Origin of the sequence: Psychromonas arctica DSM 14288, from assembly GCF_000482725.1 — a bacterium.
GTDB classification, from domain to species: Bacteria; Pseudomonadota; Gammaproteobacteria; order Enterobacterales; family Psychromonadaceae; genus Psychromonas; species Psychromonas arctica.
The window spans coordinates 33990-54725 of the sequence record NZ_AXWP01000037.1 but is presented as its reverse complement, the minus strand read 5'-3'; the positions used below and the strand labels follow the sequence as shown (position 1 = coordinate 54725).

At 44.2% G+C, this 20736-nt stretch carries 21 protein-coding genes and 1 pseudogene; 8 read left to right on the top strand and 14 right to left on the bottom strand.

The features are described from left to right. Nucleotides 1–149 precede the first annotated feature (149 nt). A pseudogene (gene ftsH, locus H592_RS21620) lies at nucleotides 150–2009 on the bottom strand (ATP-dependent zinc metalloprotease FtsH); the annotation flags it as partial. Nucleotides 2010–2060: 51 nt separating this feature from the next. Continuing rightward, entirely contained in the window at nucleotides 2061–2714 is a 654-nt protein-coding gene (rlmE, locus tag H592_RS0106090; protein WP_028867985.1) for a 23S rRNA (uridine(2552)-2'-O)-methyltransferase RlmE, read from the bottom strand. 111 nt (nucleotides 2715–2825) lie between these two features. Here rlmE and yhbY point away from each other — a divergent pair, with 111 nt between their 5' ends. Further along, a complete protein-coding gene (gene yhbY / locus H592_RS0106085) occupies nucleotides 2826–3122 on the top strand; it encodes a ribosome assembly RNA-binding protein YhbY (protein WP_028867984.1) in 297 nt (98 codons plus the stop codon). Between the two features lie 61 nt (nucleotides 3123–3183). Here yhbY and greA read toward each other — a convergent pair whose 3' ends face one another. The 4 genes from greA to H592_RS0106065 form a co-directional block, all read right to left on the bottom strand. After that, nucleotides 3184–3666 (bottom strand): transcription elongation factor GreA, encoded by a 483-nt coding sequence (gene greA, locus H592_RS0106080; RefSeq protein ID WP_028867983.1) that lies wholly within the window; start codon nucleotides 3664–3666, stop codon nucleotides 3184–3186. A gap of 78 nt (nucleotides 3667–3744) precedes the next feature. Then, complete coding sequence (locus H592_RS0106075; RefSeq protein ID WP_028867982.1) at nucleotides 3745–4530, bottom strand: TatD family hydrolase; 786 nt, start codon at nucleotides 4528–4530, stop codon at nucleotides 3745–3747. A 316-nt stretch (nucleotides 4531–4846) separates the two neighbouring features. After that, the gene (prfC, locus tag H592_RS0106070; RefSeq protein ID WP_028867981.1) at nucleotides 4847–6433 is read right to left on the bottom strand and encodes a peptide chain release factor 3; all 1587 of its coding nucleotides are present in this window, start codon (nucleotides 6431–6433) and stop codon (nucleotides 4847–4849) included. 256 nt (nucleotides 6434–6689) lie between these two features. Continuing rightward, entirely contained in the window at nucleotides 6690–7337 is a 648-nt protein-coding gene (locus tag H592_RS0106065) for a LexA family protein (RefSeq protein ID WP_000854920.1), read from the bottom strand. A 117-nt stretch (nucleotides 7338–7454) separates the two neighbouring features. Here H592_RS0106065 and H592_RS0106060 point away from each other — a divergent pair, with 117 nt between their 5' ends. Genes H592_RS0106060 through eexR form a run of 7 tightly spaced genes read left to right on the top strand, consistent with a single transcriptional unit; the run spans nucleotide 7455 to nucleotide 11127 of the window. Next, nucleotides 7455–7706 carry a helix-turn-helix domain-containing protein gene (locus H592_RS0106060; RefSeq protein WP_022609764.1) on the top strand — a complete coding sequence of 84 codons (252 nt, stop codon included), beginning with the start codon at nucleotides 7455–7457 and terminating at the stop codon, nucleotides 7704–7706. Nucleotides 7707–7761: 55 nt separating this feature from the next. Beyond that, the gene (locus H592_RS0106055; protein ID WP_028867980.1) at nucleotides 7762–8631 is read left to right on the top strand and encodes a hypothetical protein; all 870 of its coding nucleotides are present in this window, start codon (nucleotides 7762–7764) and stop codon (nucleotides 8629–8631) included. After that, nucleotides 8618–9280, top strand: a complete 663-nt coding sequence (locus H592_RS0106050) for a DUF6475 domain-containing protein (protein WP_037071081.1) — start codon at nucleotides 8618–8620, stop codon at nucleotides 9278–9280. The genes H592_RS0106055 and H592_RS0106050 overlap by 14 nt, the downstream gene beginning before the upstream one ends. Continuing rightward, nucleotides 9267–9815: a lytic transglycosylase domain-containing protein gene (locus tag H592_RS0106045; RefSeq protein ID WP_025610846.1), complete on the top strand. Its 549-nt coding sequence runs from the start codon at nucleotides 9267–9269 to the stop codon at nucleotides 9813–9815. The genes H592_RS0106050 and H592_RS0106045 overlap by 14 nt, the downstream gene beginning before the upstream one ends. After that, complete coding sequence (locus H592_RS0106040; protein ID WP_000210563.1) at nucleotides 9812–10111, top strand: flagellar transcriptional regulator FlhD; 300 nt, start codon at nucleotides 9812–9814, stop codon at nucleotides 10109–10111. Before H592_RS0106045 ends, H592_RS0106040 begins: the two co-directional genes overlap by 4 nt. Beyond that, the gene (locus tag H592_RS0106035) at nucleotides 10108–10641 is read left to right on the top strand and encodes a FlhC family transcriptional regulator (protein WP_000566755.1); all 534 of its coding nucleotides are present in this window, start codon (nucleotides 10108–10110) and stop codon (nucleotides 10639–10641) included. Before H592_RS0106040 ends, H592_RS0106035 begins: the two co-directional genes overlap by 4 nt. Before the next feature lie 54 nt (nucleotides 10642–10695). Further along, nucleotides 10696–11127 (top strand): entry exclusion protein EexR, encoded by a 432-nt coding sequence (eexR, locus tag H592_RS0106030; protein ID WP_028867978.1) that lies wholly within the window; start codon nucleotides 10696–10698, stop codon nucleotides 11125–11127. Between the two features lie 105 nt (nucleotides 11128–11232). On the opposite strand, the gene merA is transcribed toward eexR, so the two are convergent. From merA to H592_RS0105990, 8 genes are all read right to left on the bottom strand, one after another. Further along, complete coding sequence (merA, locus tag H592_RS0106025) at nucleotides 11233–12906, bottom strand: mercury(II) reductase (RefSeq protein WP_028867977.1); 1674 nt, start codon at nucleotides 12904–12906, stop codon at nucleotides 11233–11235. Between the two features lie 37 nt (nucleotides 12907–12943). After that, nucleotides 12944–13357, bottom strand: coding sequence for an organomercurial transporter MerC (merC, locus tag H592_RS0106020; protein WP_154622165.1), 414 nt, complete (start codon nucleotides 13355–13357; stop codon nucleotides 12944–12946). Between the two features lie 9 nt (nucleotides 13358–13366). Further along, nucleotides 13367–13642, bottom strand: a complete 276-nt coding sequence (gene merP / locus H592_RS0106015) for a mercury resistance system periplasmic binding protein MerP (RefSeq protein ID WP_028867975.1) — start codon at nucleotides 13640–13642, stop codon at nucleotides 13367–13369. Between the two features lie 59 nt (nucleotides 13643–13701). Further along, nucleotides 13702–14049, bottom strand: a complete 348-nt coding sequence (locus H592_RS0106010) for a mercuric transporter MerT family protein (RefSeq protein ID WP_028867974.1) — start codon at nucleotides 14047–14049, stop codon at nucleotides 13702–13704. An 84-nt stretch (nucleotides 14050–14133) separates the two neighbouring features. After that, on the bottom strand, nucleotides 14134–14523 hold the full coding sequence (gene merR, locus H592_RS0106005) for a mercury resistance transcriptional regulator MerR (protein ID WP_028867973.1): 390 nt from the start codon (nucleotides 14521–14523) through the stop codon (nucleotides 14134–14136). A gap of 97 nt (nucleotides 14524–14620) precedes the next feature. Then, nucleotides 14621–18190: a conjugal transfer protein TraG N-terminal domain-containing protein gene (locus H592_RS0106000; protein WP_028867972.1), complete on the bottom strand. Its 3570-nt coding sequence runs from the start codon at nucleotides 18188–18190 to the stop codon at nucleotides 14621–14623. Nucleotides 18191–18193: 3 nt separating this feature from the next. After that, the gene (locus tag H592_RS0105995) at nucleotides 18194–19582 is read right to left on the bottom strand and encodes a conjugal transfer protein TraH (protein ID WP_028867971.1); all 1389 of its coding nucleotides are present in this window, start codon (nucleotides 19580–19582) and stop codon (nucleotides 18194–18196) included. Between the two features lie 2 nt (nucleotides 19583–19584). Next, entirely contained in the window at nucleotides 19585–20529 is a 945-nt protein-coding gene (locus H592_RS0105990; RefSeq protein ID WP_037071061.1) for a thioredoxin family protein, read from the bottom strand. Nucleotides 20530–20736 lie beyond the last annotated feature (207 nt).

Here is a 20736-nt window from a genome sequence, read left to right as displayed (position 1 = left end):
TCAGTTGTTTCTACCGTTTCAGGTGCTTCAACATCAACAGGCTTTTCAAGATCAACATCTTTTTCAGTGTCTACTTTCTTTTTCTCTGGTCTAGCCATATCGATATTAGATTTTTCAGACTTATCCATATCAATTGTTGATTTTTTTGGTTTAACCATATCGATAGTCGATTTTTTTTCTTTCAGTGATTCAACTTCTTTTTCGTCATCCCAATCACTTGGAGGACGCACAGTTATACGAGCCATTAAGTCATCAACTTGATTGGAATCGATAGTCTCATATTTCATTAATGCTTCTTTCATTGCATGTAAAATATCAATGTTATCTGTTAATAGCTTGTAAGCGCGATTGTAGTTTGTATCGATAAATAGTTTTACTTCATCATCAATCACTTTGCCCGTTTCATGCGACACAACATTAGAACGTAAACTACCTTGCTCACCCGTTAATAGAATAGGGCCTAATTTTTCAGAAAACCCCCACTCAGTTACCATTGCTCGCGCAATAGCAGAAGCTTGTTTGATATCCTGTGATGCACCCGTTGATACTTTTTGTGCACCGTAAATAAGCTCTTCTGCAATACGACCACCATAAGCAACCGAGATACTACTTTCTAGCTCATCTTTGTTTTGAGAGATTTGATCACCTTCAGGCAAGAACTGAGTTACCCCTAAAGCACGCCCACGAGGAATAATCGTTACTTTATGAATGGGATGATGCTGTGGTACTAATTTAGCCACAATCGCATGTCCCGCTTCATGATAAGCAGTTGATTCTTTATCTTTAACCGTCATCACCAAACTACGACGTTCAGATCCCATTAATATTTTATCACGCGCTTGTTCGAAGTCTTCTTTTGACACCGTGCGTTTGTTACCACGTGCAGCAAACAATGCAGCTTCATTCACTAAGTTAGCTAAATCCGCACCAGAGAAACCAGGTGTACCACGTGCTAGGACAGTTGCTTTCACATCTTCATCGAGTGGTATTTTGCGCATATGCACTTTTAGAATTTGCTCTCGACCACGTACATCAGGTAAACCAACAACAACTTGACGGTCAAAACGACCTGGACGTAATAAGGCCGCATCGAGTACATCTGGACGGTTCGTCGCAGCAACCACAATAATACCTTCATTACCTTCGAAACCATCCATTTCAACTAGCATTTGGTTTAATGTTTGCTCACGCTCATCATTACCACCACCCATGCCAGCACCACGAGCACGACCTACTGCATCAATTTCATCGATAAAAATAATACAAGGTGCTGATTTTTTTGCTTGTTCAAACATGTCACGCACACGAGATGCACCCACACCGACAAACATTTCAACAAAATCAGAACCAGAGATTGAGAAGAATGGTACTTTAGCCTCACCAGCAATCGCTTTAGCTAAAAGTGTTTTACCTGTACCAGGAGGACCTACTAATAAAACCCCCGTTGGAATACGGCCACCTAATTTTTGGAATTTAGTTGAATCTTTTAAGTAATCAACCAGCTCCACAACATCTTCTTTGGCTTCATCACAACCAGCCACATCAGCAAATGTTGTTTTAATTTGGTCTTCGCCCATCAATTTAGCTTTACTCTTACCAAATGACATTGCGCCGCCTTTACCGCCACCTTGCATGTTGCGCATAAAGAAGATCCAAACACCAATTAATAACAGCATAGGGAACCATGAAACAAAAATAGACGCTAAGAAACTAGTTTCTTCTGGAGGCGTTCCTTCTACTTTTACATCATTTTTAATAAGGTAATTCATTAAGTCTAAATCTGGCGCAGGGATATAAGTAACAAACGGTGTTTGGTTACTTTTTAACCCTTTAATTTCTTGCCCATTAATTTGTACTTGTTGGATCTGCCCTTGGCTTACTTCTTTATTAAAAGTGGTGTAGTCGATTTGTGATTTTTTTGTTTCGTCTGATCCAAAGCCTTGGAATAAAGACATTAAGACTACTGCGATGACTAACCACAATATCAGGTTTTTTGCCATATCGTTCAAGATGTAAACCTCATGTTAAAAATGAAAAGAATATAATATTAAATCAGATTACTACAGTTTAAAACCAGTCGCCACTAAATAAACTTCTCGTGATCTTGCTCTTGAAGAATCTGGTTTTCTTGTTTTGACGGATTTAAATAGTTTTCGCACTTCGTTAATATAGAATTCATACTCTGCTCCCATAAATACTTTAACGATAAAACTACCGTCTTTCACAAGTACATCTCGGCACATTTCTAATGCTAGCTCAACTAAATACATCGATTTGGGTTGATCAATACCCGTATTGCCACTCATATTTGGTGCCATATCCGATAACACTACATCAACCTTGTTATCACCAATACGTTGTAGTAGTGCATTTAAGACCACTTCTTCACGAAAATCACCTTGCAAAAAATCCACACCTGCAATTGAATCCATTGGTAATATATCACAGGCAATTACTTTACCCTTTGCCCCCACTTTATCAACAGCCCATTGTGACCAACTTCCCGGTGCTGCACCTAAATCGACCACAGTCATACCAGAGCGGATAAGTTTGTCTTTACCGTTAATTTCATCCAATTTAAAAACAGCACGTGAACGTAAACCTTGTTTATTAGCTTCTTTCACATAAAAATCATTTACATGCTCATGCATCCATCTTTTTGAACTGCCCGATGCACTCTTTTTAAGACGATTTGTACTGTCTGGTTTTGCCACAATTACTTCCTTTAGTGGATGAATAGTTAGGATAAATAATAATCTAAATAGTAAAGGTTAATATTTAAGGGTAGAATGAACCGTTTTCAACCCTTAATGAAAGATATTTGCATGAAATTATCAAACAAACAGAAACAATTTTTAAAAGGCTTAGCTCATCCTTTAAAACCAGTTGTATTACTGGGACAAAATGGCTTAACCGAAGGTGTATTAGCTGAGATTGAAAACGCTATTAGCCACCATGAATTAATTAAAGTAAAAATAGCGACCGATGATCGTGAAACAAAACAACTTATTATCGATGCGATTGTACGTGAAACAGAATCACTAGCGATTGCTAAAATTGGACATATAGTTGTTTTATTCCGCCCAAGTGAAGCTAAGAAAATAGAATTACCGCGTAAATAGTTTGCGTTTAATACTATTTGTCTAATAAAAAGCCCAGATAATCTGGGCTTTTTATTATCTATCACAAAGCAATATAATCAACTTTGATAATATCATAATCAATCACACCACCTGGTGTTGTAATTGATATTTCATCATCCACACTTTTTCCAATTAAACCACGTGCAATCGGAGAGTTGATTGAAATTAGGTTCTTTTTAATATCAGATTCGTCATCACCAACGATTTGATACGTAACTTCTTCATCTGTTTCTGCATTAACAATCGTTACCGTTGCACCAAAAATAACTTTACCATTGTTGGCAATTTTACTTACATCAATAATTTGTGCATTTGATAACTTCGCTTCGATATCTTGAATGCGGCCCTCACAAAACCCTTGTTGCTCACGCGCAGCATGGTATTCAGCATTCTCTTTTAAATCTCCATGTTCACGGGCTTCAGCAATAGCGTGAACAATTTCAGGACGTTTTACTGTTTTTAATTGCTCTAATTCAGCACGCAAAATATCAGCGCCTTTTGCTGTCATTGGATATTGAGTCATTAACCATCACCTTATTCTGGAAACAATGTTTCACTAACTGTATTTAGAAAAGCGGCTATTTTACGCTAGTTAATAGCATTAGTCATCGTCTATAGAGAAAATGCTTAAGGTGTTATTATAAAGTTGGTGTTCAAGCACGCTTGCAGACTCTTCACGCAGTTCGCAAAGCGCATTAAAGATGATCGGTAAATTAGCAGGGGAATTACTTGTCGAAATTTGTTGATATACAGGCATATCAGGTGCATCGGTCTCTAAGATTAAGCTTGCAAGAGGCAATTGTTGTAATGCACTTCTGGTTTTCTTAGCACTTGGATAGGTGATCACACCTCCGATACCTAACTTAAAACCTAATTTAATGAACTCGTTGGCTATTTCAACACTTCCTGAAAAAGCATGGTAAACCCCTCCATAACTAAAACCTGCCTGCTTCAATAACTCCAATACTCGGGATTGTGTTTTTACGACATGTAAAATAACCGGAAGTTTTAATGACTGGGCAATGTCAAGTTGCGCTAAGAACACGCTTTCTTGTAAGGCTAACTCGCTATCAATGAGCTTATCTAGACCAATTTCCCCTAGCGCAACACATTTACTTCCTGTTTGTTGACACGTTTTAATTAACAGTTGCTCAAGTTGGACAAGCTGTTGTGGTTCGAAGTCAGTTAAAAAATGAGGATGAAGCCCTAACGCAAAATATAAACCCTCATATTGTTCCGTTAATTGGATGATTTCAGGCCAACGTTGCGCATCTGTACCAGGAATAATGAGTTTATTGATGTGAGCATTTTTAAGTGCAAACATAAGCAATTTACGGTTAACTTTAAAGTGTTCAAAATTAAAATGACAATGGCTATCAATAAACATATTCCACCTTGTTCTAAGGGCCTACAGTGATTGATTATGACATTGTTCCATAATACGCTGAGATATAAACTCAGCAAAGAAAATTTATATAAAAATAACGACACAGTCTATACAAGGGGTATGCCAGGAAATGTCAGAAGAGATAGACAACGTATGATCGGGTAATAAAAAGAAAAAGCGTCCTAAGACGCTTTATTGTTGTAACAATTTACTGTTTATCTGCAATAGGTCCAGTTCAATTTTACCGAGCCATTTAGCTAATGAACGATATTGAATAAACATTCTTAATAAACAATAGCTAATAAACAAGACTTAATTAGTGTTCACGCGTTTTACGGAAACGTACATCCGGATAACGCTCAATCGCTAAGTTTAAGTTTACCATTGTTGGTGCAACGTAAGTTAAATTATTACTACCGTCTAATGCTAAGTTATCGAATGCTTTTTTCTCGAATTCTGCCATTTTAACTGGATTATCGCAATCCACCCATAATGCGGTCGCCACACTAATACCTTCGTAAATAGCATCGACCTTATATTCTGATTTTAAGCGTTGCACAACTACTTCGAACTGCAATACCCCAACCGCACCAACGATCAAATCGTTACTACGTAATGGACGGAATACTTGAACAGCCCCCTCTTCAGATAATTGCATTAATCCTTTCAATAATTGCTTTTGCTTTAGAGGATCTTTTAAACGGATACGACGGAACATTTCAGGCGCGAAGTTTGGAATACCAGTAAATTTAAGATCTTCACCAGTGGTAAATGTATCGCCGATTTGAATTGTACCGTGGTTGTGTAAACCAATAATATCACCTGAAAATGATTCGTCCGCTGCAGCGCGGTCACCCGCCATAAAGGTTACGGCATCTGAAATACTGACCATTTTCCCGGTACGTACGTGGTGCATTTTCATACCTTTCTCATATTTACCAGAGCAAATACGCATAAATGCAATTCGATCACGATGCTTTGGATCCATATTAGCTTGAATTTTAAAGATAAAACCAGAAAATGCTTCTTCCGTCGGCTGTACAACACGTTGCACTGTTTCTCTTGGCAATGGCTTAGGCGCCCATTCAACCAAGCCATCTAAGACATGGTCAACACCAAAGTTACCTAATGCCGTACCAAAATATACAGGCGTTAATTCACCAGATAAGAACAGTGCCTGATCAAATTCATTAGATGCACCAATGACTAACTCCATCTCTTCACGTAAATCATCCGCGTGATTAGGTAATGCTTTATCGACTTCAGGGTTATTTAATCCCTTAATGATACGAACATCTTGGATAGTATGACCTTGTCCAGATTCATATAAAATAACTTCATCACGTAATATATGATAAACACCTTTAAATTCTTTACCCATACCGATTGGCCAAGTAATCGGTGCACAAGCAATATTAAGTACGTCTTCAACTTCATCCATCAAATCAACGGGATCACGTGTGTCACGGTCACATTTATTCATGAAAGTGATGATTGGTGTATCACGTAAACGGGTTACTTCCATTAATTTAATAGTACGTTTCTCAACACCTTTTGCGGCATCGATGACCATTAAACAAGAATCAACAGCGGTTAACGTACGGTAAGTATCTTCAGAGAAATCTTCATGCCCAGGTGTATCAAGTAAGTTAACTAAGCCACCGCCATAGGGAAATTGCATTACCGATGTAGTGATAGAAATACCACGATCTTTTTCCATCTCCATCCAGTCAGACTTTGCATGCTGTCCAGACTTTTTACCTTTAACTGTTCCTGCTTTTTGTAACGCATTACCGAATAAAAGTACTTTTTCTGTGATCGTTGTTTTACCAGCATCAGGGTGCGAGATGATAGCAAAGGTCCTTCGCTTATTGATTTCATTAAGAAAATCTTGGTTTGCCATGTATAAATTCTTTTAGTTTGTACACGGATTTGTACACACTTTTGGAAGTACTCTCTTTTCAGTTCTTCGCTTGTCAAATCCGTCGTGTTAATCGTAATTGGCCGCTATTTTCGCTGATCTTGACTTTATAAACAATCAATGGTTACCTAATCGGTTACCATTTACTCTCAGCGTGCACCAATGCTCAGTTGTAGCTGTTTGCAATCGTTGCTTCTTCAGCTAATGAACAACTGTGGCTAAACCACAAATTCCTTCGCTACCAGAAATCGATGATAGCTTGTCGTACTACACCGATGATGGTGCAGTTGCCGTTGATCGGTATTGCAGGGTATTGCGGGTTCAAAGGTTTTAGATACTTCTGTTCACCATCAATAACCAACTGCTTAAAGGTTGCTTCTTTCGAATCATCCAAACGCGCAACAACCAATGAACCTGAAGAGTAAGGTAACTCAGGATCAACAACGATCACTGCCCCCTCAGGTATGGATTTTTTTCCGCTTGGATTTTCCATACTGTCGCCTTTTACGCGAAGTGCGAAACAACCCTCATGTGCTTTCCCAGTGACTTCACGCCACTCCTCAGCATCTTCATGGGCAAATCCCTCCGCTATTTCAGTCCAATCACCGGCCTGAACCCAGTTAATGAGAGGAATTCTTCCCTTAATATCAGGCCCGACTTCTACATTACCGACCCCCAAGCCAATCTCGCCATCACCTGTGGCGAGCCAATGAGCATTCACGCGAAGCGCCTCCGCGATCTGCATGGTGTAACGAGACCTAGCCGATTTACCAGAGCAAATCTGGCTGATCGACTGCTGTTTGATACCAATGCGACGAGCCAACTCAGACTGAGTTACCCCAGTAAGCTGCAAGGCATGGTTTAGTCGTTCGGATAAAGTTTTCATAAGCCCGCATTCTACAAATAAAACTGTAGTCTTTCAACAATTTTAACTGTTGACTTATCTACAGTTTAAACTGTAACATTCAATCTTGTAACAGTTATTATTGTAACAGGAGACGGTATGGAAGTGTTCAAAACGACACAAAAACATCTCCGCCGTGCCATTGACTTGGTCGGCGGGCAATCAGCATTAGCAAGAGCCATCAACTCAAAACAGCAAAACGTCTGGTTTTGGTTGAATAAATCAGGGCGTGTTCCCGCTGAATTCGTTTTACCCATCGAACAAGCTACGCAAGGACAGGTAACCCGATCTCAGTTAAGACCGGACATCTACCCCGAATGCCAAAGCGAGCTGAAAGCCAGTAACCAGTAGGATTAAGGGCAAGTAATGGTCAGCATTTTACGTAAATACAAAAGCGAGTACCTCCATGCGTGATTATGGCAAGGTCTATACCCGCTTTTGGCTAAAGCAAAACGTTTTGTCCTGGAGTGACTCAGCGAAGTTGCTAGGACTGTATTTGCTTACATGCCCACATTGTAATTTGCTTGGCTGCTTTCGATTGCCGATTGGCTACGTTGCTTCTGACTTGAACTGGGATGAGCAACAGGTTGCCAAGGCTCTAAATGAGTTAGAACAAGATCAGTTCCTCATTCGTTGCGAGGAATCCGGTTGGACTTTGATTCGGAGCTTTCTGAAGCACAACCCAATCGAAAACCCAAACCAAGGTAAAGCAGCCTTTCGGTTGCTTAAAGATGTACCTGCCGACTTCATTGGTATGGTATCACTTTTGAAATCTCTTGCCGCTTTTCAAGCTCGGCTACCAGAAGAATTTTCATCATTGTTTATGCCTGATGGCAACCCGGTAAGGGACTCTCAACGGTCGGATGACTCTGAGGGAAGCAATAAACCAACAGTTAAAACTGTTGATCACATACAGTTTGAAGACTTCTGGGATGTACAAATACGCAAAGAAAAAAAAGCGAAAGCCAAAGAAGAATGGCTACGCATGGGCCTCAATGAAGACCATGAACTCGCCTTGGAAGTGCTAACACGCTGGAAAGAGCAACGAGAAAACCGATTGCAGTATCAAGATCGGACTAAGACCCCTATGCCACATAACTGGCTTTTAAACCGGCAATGGGAAGACGAGTACGTTCGCATTGATGAAGTACAGCAATCATCGACGAGCCTAAAGGGCAGCAATCACCAATTGAATATTGAAGAAAGCAATCGCCGCATTGCTGAAAGCTGGGCCGGACCGGGTATTCGGGAGGTTCGTTCAAGTGCAGGAGGTTGATAAACGCGAGTTTGCTGAAGTTTGGGGAGCTGCTTGGGCCATGTATGGCAAAAGCGTATCACCACAATTGCTATCCATCGCATTTGAAGTCCTTCGTGCTTATAGCATTGAAGAAGTGCGAATCGGTCTGACTCGGCATATTCAATCACCGGATACTGGGCAATTTTTTCCAAAGCCCGCTGACGTCATCAAGCATATCGACGGCAACTCGGGCTCAAGAGCCATGGTTGCTTGGAACAAAGTTGACAAGGCTGTTCGTCAGGTTGGCGCTTGGACATCAGTGATGTTTGACGATGCGCTTATCCACCGCGTGATTTCAGATATGGGTGGATGGGTTGAACTCTGCAAGGTTGATGACAGGGAATACCCCTTTAAGCAAAAAGAGTTTTTAACACGCTACCAGGCTTACTTGCTACGGGACGAAGTGGGTGAATACCCAAGGCTATTACAGGGTATTGCAGACCATCAGAACCAGCAAAAAGGATTTGATATGCAAGCGCCTGTTGCCGTAGGCGACTGGTCAAAAGCGGCACAAGTTTATACGAGAGGCATCGCCGACTTTAGCGCAGTGCCATTAAAAAGAATAAGCCCGAAAGCCATTCAGGCGCTTCTCGGAAATCAATTAGAGGACAAAAATGAAAACGATTAAAGCAAAAACCATTGCCCTAGTGATAGCCATGTCCGCAAGCACTTCAGTCTATGCGTTTCCGGGCTATCAGTGGGAAAAAGCAGCACAAAGTGTTGGTATTGATCCAGTCATGCTCTACGCCGTTGCCTTGGCTGAGTCGGCCTCACATCGAGGTCTTAACATGACCAGTCCATGGCCATACGCAATTCGCAATGGTTCAAATGCAACCTACGCCAAATCTAAGACAGAAGCGGAGCAACTGTTAAACCAAGCACTGCAAGAGAGTGAAAAATACCAGCTCGATATTGGCCTAATGCAAATCAATTTGCATTGGCATGGGCATCGGGTGAGCTCAGCGGCGGAACTGCTAGACCCCATCACCAACCTTACCGTCGGCTCCAGTATTTTGGCCGAAGCAATCAAGTCTTCACCTAACGATTTAGAGCTTGGCATAGGCCGCTATCACAGTTGGAACGAAGAGCGTGCACGCTGGTATGGGCAAAGAGTGCTTTCTATTTATCGCAATATTTTACATGAACTGGAGGTCCGTCAATGACAACCAATCAACAAGACTTCTATCAATTAAACTTGGCGTACCTGCACGCAGCACGGGAATTGGCGCGCATTGATCCGCAAGAGGCTGTCTTGCGCTTTGGACTTACACGCGATGTGGTTGATGCTCTGATTAATGCTGGTGTTGACGACCTGCAACGAGTGGCGACCTCATCATTCATGCTGTTTCAACCAAGGGGTAACCAAAGCCAACTGATTGAGATGGTGAAGAGCAAAGGCACAGGTATCCCAAGAATCGCTTATTTATTATCAACCCTAAACAACAAGGGGGATGCATGATTGATAACCTGTCCAAAAGTGAGCTGTTTACCCGAGCCTCGCTGCTTATTAAATACGGATTTCGAACAACCATTATCGCGCTCGATACAGGTTTGCCAATCCACATTATCAGAAGGCTCCACAAAGAAGTGACTGGCAAGTCACCTTGTCCTGGTCAATTGCCAGAATCTGATGCCATCGTCAAAAGCAGAAGAGCATTAGTTGAAGGCTCCCTGCTTATGGCGCTTTATGTCAATATTGGTGGTGATAATGTCTACAAGCAATTAAATATCGATGCTTTGATGAAGGCTTACGATGCGTATTTGGTTGCAAGAAAAGAAGCAGATCTTCCAGCTGAGATCCCCTGGAAAAAACTGACCATCAATGAAGGTTGGGTTCTAGCTCGTGATTTAAGATCACAGCTAGCATCCTTACACCGGTGTCGATGCGGCAGTCTGTATTTGACGGTATCTCAACAGCGCATTCAGCTTAAATGTCCTGTGTGCGAGATTATGGCCGAGCAAACCACTAGAGCACTTTTTGAGAACTAAAATGCTGATGCATGATTTGATTGTGCACCGCCCGTGCACTTTGAGAGTACTAAGATGATAAAATTACTTAAATCTTTACCAGCACGCTGCTGGTTTATATCACTGGGGCTTTTTCTGGCGACTTTGGCTGCGGCTCATTTTTTTCCCTCAGAAATATTAACGGCATCTGCCAAGTTAGCGGCTTTGCCATTTCTGATTTGCACCATCGTTTTTTTCAGCTACTTGGGATTCAAAGCAATTGCTAGTCCTATCGGCCTTATAACCATCACCACTATGTTTTTAGCAATCGCATATTGGCAAGCGAGTTGGACAATTTTATGTGTCGGTTTAGCCTTCTTAGGCTTAAGCGGACTAATCCATTTATTTCAAAGACAACTGAAAGATACCGGTCGAGAACTAAGCCTGAGCGAAAAAAAATATTGGTACTGGGTAAACGAATTTGCAGATGGTCGCTCATCTATCCTCCCTAAAAAAACAAGGTCATAGTAAATTGACTGCTTTTTTACTTATACTCAAAAAATTGATTGGCACTTTCGTACTACGAATGAAAAATGCCATTTCCATCAATGAATACGGATCAACTCAAGTTCGTTACCCAGCACAACAGGACAGTTCTTTGACATCCTTGTTAAAGGTTTGGGCGCAGAGCTTCAAACCCTCCACCATAGTCAGGTAAGGGAAAAGCTGGTCGGCTAATTCCGTCACCGTCATACGGTTGCGGATCGCCAGCGCCGCACTCTGGATCAGTTCTCCACCTTCATGCGCCAGAATCTGCGCCCCGATCAGGCGGCCAGTGGCTTTTTCCGTCACCAATTTGATAAAACCATCGGTCTCGAAATTCGCCAGTGCGCGCGGCACGTTCTCCATCTCCAATACACGACTGTCGGTTTCAATGTCTTGTGCGTTGGCTTGCTCTTCCGTGAGCCCAACAGTTGCCACCTGGGGATCGGTAAAAATCACTGCTGGCATGGTGGATAGATCCAGTTTGGCGTATCCGCCCGTCATGTTGATGCCGGAACGGCTACCGGCGGCCGCGGCGACATAGACGAATTGCGGCATGTTGCAGCAGTCTCCGGCGGCGTAAATACCGGGAACATTGGTTTCCATGCGTTCGTTAACAACGATTTCGCCCTTTTTGTTGGTCGTAACACCCACCGCGCCCAGATTGAGTTGGCAAGTATTGGCGTGTCGCCCGGTGCTTACCAGCAAACGATCGCAGCGTAGATCGCCCGCGTTAGTTTCCAATGTAAATTGGCTTCCATCGTGGGTCACCTTGGTAGCTTGCGTACTGTTTAATACTCGAATGCCTTCTTTTTCAAAACATCCGGTGAGTTTTTCACCGAGCAAGGGATCTTCCCGATAAAGCAATGTATGTCTTGCTAATATGGTGACTTCACTGCCTAAACGGCGATAAGCCTGGGCAATTTCCAGCGCTACAACCGACGAACCAATCACGACCAGGTGCTGCGGCAATTCCTGAGCAAACAGCGCTTCGGTAGAGGTCCAATAAGGTGTTTCAGTTAAACCATCAATAGGAGGAATGGTTGGCGTGGAGCCGGTAGCGATCAGGATTTTATCGGCGTGAACTGCCTGCTCGGTTCCATCATTTTTTCTGACTATCAGGGTGTTGGCATTTTTAAATTGCGCCCAACCTTTAAGTAAACTAAGCGCAGGATTTGTCTCCAGAATATTCTGGTACTTTGCCGCGCGCAGCTCTTCGACCCGAGCGGTCTGCTGCTGAGTCAACAAGGCTCGACTCAATTGGGGCGCATGATTTTCCAGTCCGGTAAAGGGATTATTGCGTTGCTGCTGAGCCAATTGAGCGGCGCGGATTAGAATTTTTGAGGGTACGCAGCCGACATTCACGCAACAGCCGCCAATCACATCGGCTCCCTCAATAAGAGTGACCTTGGCACCACCTTCAGCGGCTTTAATAGCGCAGGCAAAAGCGCCGGAACCCGTACCGATAATCGCAACGTGTTGAGTTTGGTTGCTTTCAGTGTTGCTTGCATTTTCGTTGTCACAGCAGTCGTTCGGTGAAGTAATTTCTTTTGCAGTGCCAGTGGATTCTTTTGCGATATAACCGAGAGCTTCTATTGCTCCAATGAGAACGGTTACGCTGACCCCACCGTTCGTGGTGATCGTTGCTCTGGCGTTTTCATAAGATATTTCAACCTTATTAACGCCTTCGATCGCATCGAGTGCTTCTTTAACGTGGGCGACGCAACTTGGACAGGTCATCCCTTCTATCGATAGTAAGATCATTCGTTTTCCTCAAATAGTAGTCAGGCATTGCGTCGTGTTAAACAGCACAGCTGTCATCATCACAGCGTTTATTCGCCGGTGAAAAAATATCCCAAAGCGATACGGCAACCATCAGGCCTAATGCTGAATAGGTGACATAGCTGCTCCAGCCGTACTGGAAAAACGGATAGAGCGATAACAGCAATAAAATGGGGCCGGCCACACCCAGCGCACTACGGTGCCATTGCCGGTGGCTGAACCAGCCAAGTCCGTTGAGTACCAAGGCAATCCAGGCAAACAGGGGTAATAGCGTGCTAACAAACAGACCTTCCCATTGGCTGAGAAAACCCAGTCCTACCGCAGCGCCCAGACTGGCAATGGCCGGGAAACACATGGCGCATCCCATAGCAGAAACCAGCGCGCCCAATGAGCTAATCTTATCGCCGAACCGGGTCAGTAACCGTATTAGCATTTCTATGCTTTACTCCTTGAGCGTTGACGGATAACCCGCGTTAGTGGTGGCTTCGGTCAGTGCTTTTACCGTGGTTTTTTCGTCGTCGAAGGTGACCACCGCCAGTTTGGTCTTAAAGGTCACTTCGGCTTTACTGACGCCATCGACTTTTTGTAAGGCTTTTTCCACGGTAAAGGGACAGGTCACACAGTTCATGGTTGGGACTTCCAAAGTAACTGTTTTCGGGGCAGCTAAAGCGTTCAGGCTGGTCAGTACGAACAGGGACATTAGGGCGAGTGTTTTCATAATTTTCTCCAAGAGCAAGCCATAAAGATTTAATCAAAATAAAAGGTTAGAAATCGTCATCAGGCGAACCAGACAATCCAATAATTACTGGTGACTAAAACCAACGCAGTCAGTGCCGTTAACCAAAAGATCACCTGCCGACGTTTTCGCACTTGAGGAACTGCACAGGCGGTGCCTGGCTCACAGTCCTCGACGGGGCGATAGACCTTCCAGCCTGCGAAGCCAAATAAGGCTAAAACCAGCAGGATAAAAATGGGACGATAAGGTTCTAACAAGGTTAAATTACCAATCCAGGAGCCACTCACGCCTAGCAGCAACAAGACGAAAGGACCAGCGCAGCAAAGACCAGCGCCAATAGCGGCAATAACACCGCCGATGATTGGAAAGTTGGGATTACTTTTTGACATAACTCACTCTACTTATCGTACTTTAGTAAAACAAGCTTAAACCCCGTACCCAACTACGGAGTCAAGATAAAATTTGACTCATTATTAATCTTCAGGAAGTAGGGAATCAATAATGGGACAGTGGGATTGGTTAGTATTAGAATTACACTCATTCAATAATTCTGTGAGAACGGTTTCTAAGCGGCGAAGACCTGCTATTTTGGCTTTCACACTTGCAAGCTTGTGTAAAGTCATTTCTTGCACTTCTATACAGGGAGTGTCATTAAGGCTGAGTAAATTGGAGATTTCTTCCAAAGTGAACCCAAGATCTTGGGAACGTTTAATGAATTTTATTCGGTTTAATGTTGCCAAAGGATAAAGTCGGTAGCCTAGATGCGGTTTTTCAGGTTTTTCTATAAGACCACGTCGTTCGTAATAACGAACAGTCTCAACATTGATACTAGCTTGTTCGGCTAATTTTCCAATTGTGTACATGTGTTATATTTCTCCGTATCTAAGTACGGAGAAATATATCCCTATCTACGTAATTAAGCCATAAAACTTCGTTAGCCTTGAGCTTCTACTCCTTGTTTTATTTATTTCCTGATGCCTGGTTATATGCCCTAATATCGATCAAGTTGTTCTGAGCATAATCTCCCGCAAGGGATGCATTTGAGATCACCGCTATCTGCTTATCCACAAATGCTTTATCTTCTTCAGACACACTGTCAGGGATGTAAGCGCCACTCTCATCCTTTTGACGATACTCATTTAGCATTTGCTCCCTTAGGCCAAGCATTTCAGGCGACCAACTCGATGAGTCTTCAGAGTTGAATACGCGCCCCGCCAAACCTTCATTGAAAGCTTGAGCGAACACTTGACTTTGAATCGGGGTCAATCCCATTCTCTGCCCTTCGCTGTATGCTTCCTTTTTAAAATCATCAGCATACTGCTCTAGGAACTCACCATATCGATTGTTAACTGCCGCACCGAATGCCCCCGCCAACATGGCTTCAGACTTAGTGCCCCAGTTTACTTCGGAAGCATACTGCGAACTCGATCCACTGTATGCATCATTAAACGCCGTCAATGGATTTTCCAAAGAGGTTCCGGCATCAACGGCGGCTTTTAAGCCATCCCAGGTTGATTTGCTGGCCACCGTAGCGTTGTGCAAGAAACCTCGTGAGCCAGGATCTTCAAGCGCTTGTTCTTTGTAACTCTCATAGTCTTCGCCAAAGTGATTCAAGGTATGCAGTGCTGCATCAGTATGCTTGCCACTGAAATCACCAATAGCACTGGCGCTGTTGAAGAACATTTCAGCACCAGAAACTCCGCTATCATCAGCCATAATGCGTGATCGCCACTGAGATCCAGCCTCACTGTTTAGTCCAGATTGATAGGTACTTGTGTCAGAAGCTACGGCCTGCTGAGCTTGCTGCTGATGCGCATTCAATTGTCCATCTATACCAGACAGATTGGTTTGGTAAGCCGATTGAGCTGCGTTGAACTGAGTTTGAACTGTTGCTGCATCCTCGTATCCGCCCAATACACCCGATTCAACTTGGCTTTGAATACCACCAAAAGTAGGTGCAGTTGATGACATGCCTTCATTAGAGCGCGGCTGAATTGATCGTAAATCGGCTCCGGTAGCCATGGCCATAACCGTCATTGCAGCTTGATAATCATTGTCGCGTTCAGCGGGCGTTGAAGAGTTGCTATAGGTCAAAGACTCCATAGCTGCGGCCACATACGCCTGATTATCATCAGGTAGCAAGCGCTGATACATTGGAAGGTTTTCACGTAATCGGTTACCGGCTTCAACATGCTGGTTCATATAGCGACCTAAATAATCCATGACTTCAGGATTATCCGCCGCTAGTCGAGTTAACGTCGCACCATCAGTATTTCTTTGTCCTGATAGACTGTAGCTGGCCTGATCAAGCTCACTAAAGCGGTTTGATGCCGTGACAACGTCTTGTGCTGAACTCTGAAGAGACTGATAGTCTTGGTTAGACAAGGACATCTCAACGCCAGAACGTCTTGAATCTGAAAGGTCCTTAACCATTGCATCGCGATACTCAGCGCGTCGTGAATCACTTGATGCCAAGCTTTGCATCTCCCCAGTGAGGGTATTTGCGGTCGTAGATCGAGAACTGCCTTCTGATGACTCAACTTGGCCACTAAAGTTACCACCTAAATCCAAGCCTGCTCGTAACCGTGATATTTTTGGTACACGAGATGAGTCTGGCTTATCGACTCCTGGCAAGTTGCCCTGTGGGGAGTCATTCCCCCCTGTACCAAGTAATCTTCCCAAGAACCCTTTATCTGCTACTTCTTTATCATCGGTATTTGTAATGGTTCCATCGCCACCGACCCTTAAGCCTCCCGATAACACGCCAGATACCAAGCCACGTACAGCATCTTTTTTATCGTCTCCAAAACCATACCGAGTTTGCAGGTCATCAGTAACCTGATTAACAACGGCGCTAGATGCGGAGTTAGATGAGCCGATCTGACGTCCAACCGAAGACAGGTTGTCGTAACTTAGCTTTTCACCAAAAGTTCGACTCATGGTATTCCCAACCTGACGACTAAAGGCTTGGGTTGCCTGAGTCATGGATTCTTTTGCAGAGCCGACCATTGAACCCACTGCGTTTCCGACAGAGAAACTGCTTAGTAGGTTTGACGCGCCGGTCATAGCAGAACCCGTAAGGGCTGAATTTTGGAACATTGACTGTGATTGCATTACCGGGGCATTTTTCGCGACATCTGGACTTGCCATCTTTTCATCAATGGAGTCACCGTTTTGAAGACGCCCAGCCAAGTGGGTAGCGGTTATTGCTGAGCCATACACGAGCATGAGCGAAATCGCTGGAACACTCGACGCCAACATGCCGCCAGTAGCTATCCAGGTTTGCAGCACTGAATCCATCTGCATCATCCCAGCAAAAGATGGCACTTCTGTACCTGCAAAGGCATCAAGCGCCGACATTTTCCCTGCAACGGTTAAATGAATATACAGGTTAATGATGGCCATGACAGGCATCCAAAGTTGAATCCAAAGCAGGATTAACAAGTACTTCCCGGCCATTCGCATCCCGATTTGGCCAAGGGCAATCACAAAGGCCATCAAAGGGGTGATGGCGTAAATGAACCCCTCAAAAAACGTCATCATCGGACGAACGATACTTTGGAACAGGGTCTGCTCCGCCGCCCATTGTGTATTGCGCTGCTCAATCGCTTGGTTAACCATAACGGCTGCGGTGAAAGCTTGATCATCCATATACTTGCCCGTCACGCTTTGCTCATAAATAGGCAAAAGCACTGACGCGGTCATGTACTCTTGGGTGTTAACCGAAGCCAAACCAAGGTTATTCAGCGCATTTCGGATCACGTCATCAGTGTCAGTGGCTGATGAAGTCCCCAATGAGGCTGACAGAACCTGTTTAAGCCTCGGAATGAAGGTTGATTCTGTCATGAGTTTCAGTTGGCTATAGGCATCGGTGCAGTCCAAATCGCTACTGCTACCACTGAGCATGATGCGCGTGCCATAAATGCGCGAATCAAACCTAATCGCAGTCATCGGGTTAGGATCACTCAGCACCTGATCGAGGTTCTTTTGGCCAATGTCGATACCAATCAAGGTGCACTCTTTAATGTAGTTAAACCATGATTGCTCGATATCCGAGCCGCCGACACGATTTGCATCACCCAACCCAGAGCGATCCATCACCTGTTTTCTCACTTTAATCAGTGACTGTAAACTGGATGCAAAGCCGTATTCCGTCATCGCGGGAGTTGAGAACGCCGTTTCAAACAATCGCGTGATTTGAAAGCCAACAGTTGAAATCGTACTACCTGCGGCAGCAACACCGATGGGTACATTATCAACCACTCGAACTTGCCCCGTGTACGCATCCTCAATGCTCACTCGGGTACTGGGTCCAAACATGGTTGCAAAGACTAGCCATGAGACTAAAACGTGTTGAAAGTTAATCCCACGACCACCTTGCATCAATGCCTGAACAGAGACCATCAATACCCCAATGAGCAAGCCAATACGAACCATTGAAGTAAAGTCGCCTGTACCAGTGATCATCGCGACAGCGTTCAAGACCTGCTCTAAAAAAGCCGAATCCCCGATGGAATAGATTTCCCACATTATCTATTCCCCCAGCGCCGTAGATTTAACGGTGTAATAACGCTGTTTGCGAATGGTCTGAATCACCTGATTAAAATGCGCCAGCAATTCTTGCTCTGAACCGTATCTTCGCTGTAACGCGGCGTATTCCTCATTGATTTGGCGACGTGCACGTTCAAGGTCTTCAGTTAACAACTTCGCATAGGCATGATCTTCCACACCAGAGGTGCTTCTAGCAGCATTGAGCATGTCTTCAACCAATGCTCGGGCCATCTCAACAGCAATAAATGGCGCAGCTCTTGAAGCAAACGACCTTGCAGCCCCTTCATTTAATGCAGAAAGTGTTCGAATCATGCCCCCAATGCTCGCAGGAGCCGAGGTCATAAAAGCCTTTTCGGTGGTGCTAGCAGCTCCTGTATTTCGAGCAAACTTAAAAATAATGCCGTTACTAGAACCTGTACCAAGAAGTAAATTTTCTACCTGGGTTGATAACCCGGTTAGGGTCACGTTAGTGATTGTCGGATTCAGACAGCCGTCTTGTGTCACTGTGTCACATAGGTACATAGCGACGTTACCGCCATGAATTAGATGCTCAATAGTCACTTTATTGCCATTCAGTCTGGTCAGTTTTGGGGCTTTACCTTGACCATCAGCCGCATTAGCCAAATCACCAACAATGATCGAACCCGTCACTGACATAACCGCTTCAAGAAAACGGTCATCCCCCGATGCAAACCAGCTTGATGCCGAATGACGTTTCAGTGCTCGCCAGACCAAGTTGCCTTTAATCGTTTTGTTCACATCAGATGCCGCGACACTCGAAGCGTTCTCATATGGGTTCTTACCATTGGACTCACTCCAACTGGTAAAAACGTCTCCAGCCCCTTTAAGTGAGCTCAACATGCTGGCTTCTGTTTGCCCCTTTTTACCAAAAGCAGCTAGGGTATCGTTCACGACTCCCTGAGCCATTTGACAGGAATTGCCAAAATACTCGTTCAACTGCTGGATTTTCTTTTGCAGTGTCTCCATGTGCTGGGAGCATTTCTCACACATAGCACTGAGCGCCAATTGGAATGCGTATCCCTTGGCATTTGCCGCTACAGAGCGAAGTAATTGAACAAACTGATCTGCATTAACAAATGACAAACTTCCAGCGAACATATCAATGCCGCCACAACCGGCTTGGAATGACGGTGGCACCATAGAGACGAGGTTCTCGTTCATGATCCTGTTACGGACAACAACGCTTCCACCAGATATAACCCCACGCCGCTGACTTTCAAATACACCAGGCGCAGTGCTGTTGGTCATTGAACCAAACAACTGGTTCATCTCCTGTTGCAAACTTGCTTGGGTCATAGACGAAAAACCAATCGCACAGGCGATTAGCGATACTTGAAATACTTTTTTCATCGTTATAACCCTCCTTGTGCACGCAGATAGCGAACAAGGAACTCAGGGTCCTGTAATATCTTTTCGTTAAGCTCTTGGGCTGACATCGCGAGTGAAACGCCGGGCTGAACAGGTCTGGTGGCATAGTAAGTTTGATCGTCAATCCAACCGGCTTGATGGGCTGCAAGAATGATTCGATTATTGAGCTCATCAAGGCTCATTGCGCCCTGGCCAATCGGAGTGATGACATTAGGCGGCTCTACTAAGAAGACCGCTGGAACAGTCGTAACGGACAACGATCGTGCTTGTCCTGAATCGACTTTGTAGTTTGGAAACTCTCCACCCGGTAAAGGCAAGCCATCGACAGCAATAGCAAACACCTCGAAACCGTAGTTCAAAGCCATGGATTCGATGATAGGCGCTTGAGCATGGCAGTAAGGGCAATCCGAACGATAGAAGAAGAACAAGCCAGCCCGTTTTGCTACTTCACCTAAAGCAATATCTCGTTGAGCGCCAGCCTCTCGATCCATCCGATTGGCAGCATAGGTAGCCAAGGGTCTGCGACTGATTTCATCCAAGACAGGATCGCCCATGACCACCTGCTGACTAACATCAGCAAACTGTGAGCCCTTATCCATCATGACGCGCTGGAGATACAGGTAGGCTCTTACGTTCTCATTCGTCGGCTCATCAATTGCCTTGTCCATGAACGACTGCATGTGCTCACGAAACCAAGCAGCACTGAAGGGCTTTAGCTCGTCCTGACTGGACTCAACGGAACCAAGTTCCGGCATTATAAGCTCTTCAGCTTCCGTTGGTTCAGGAATGACCTGATACCAAAACCAGCCTTCCTGACCACGCTGATAGAATGGACCATCATTGGCATGGGCGGGCAAGATGAATAGAAAGAAAATAATGATTGGGATGGTCACCCACAGGATAAACCAAGGTAACAAAGGGGTTCTCATTGTCAGCTCCAGAAAATTTCATAGAGCTAACATGCTAAAGATCCCCGTTAGAGCGATTGGACAGATAGATGAAGGAATTGTGTGTGTTTCTGACTAGCTGTTATGACTAGTAGCAACAACTAGCGTTAACGAGCCAAATTTATACTTGGACCGCTTTGAGCGAAAAGAGGAAATGTCATCCGTTCTAAAATGTTCTTGCTAATGTCC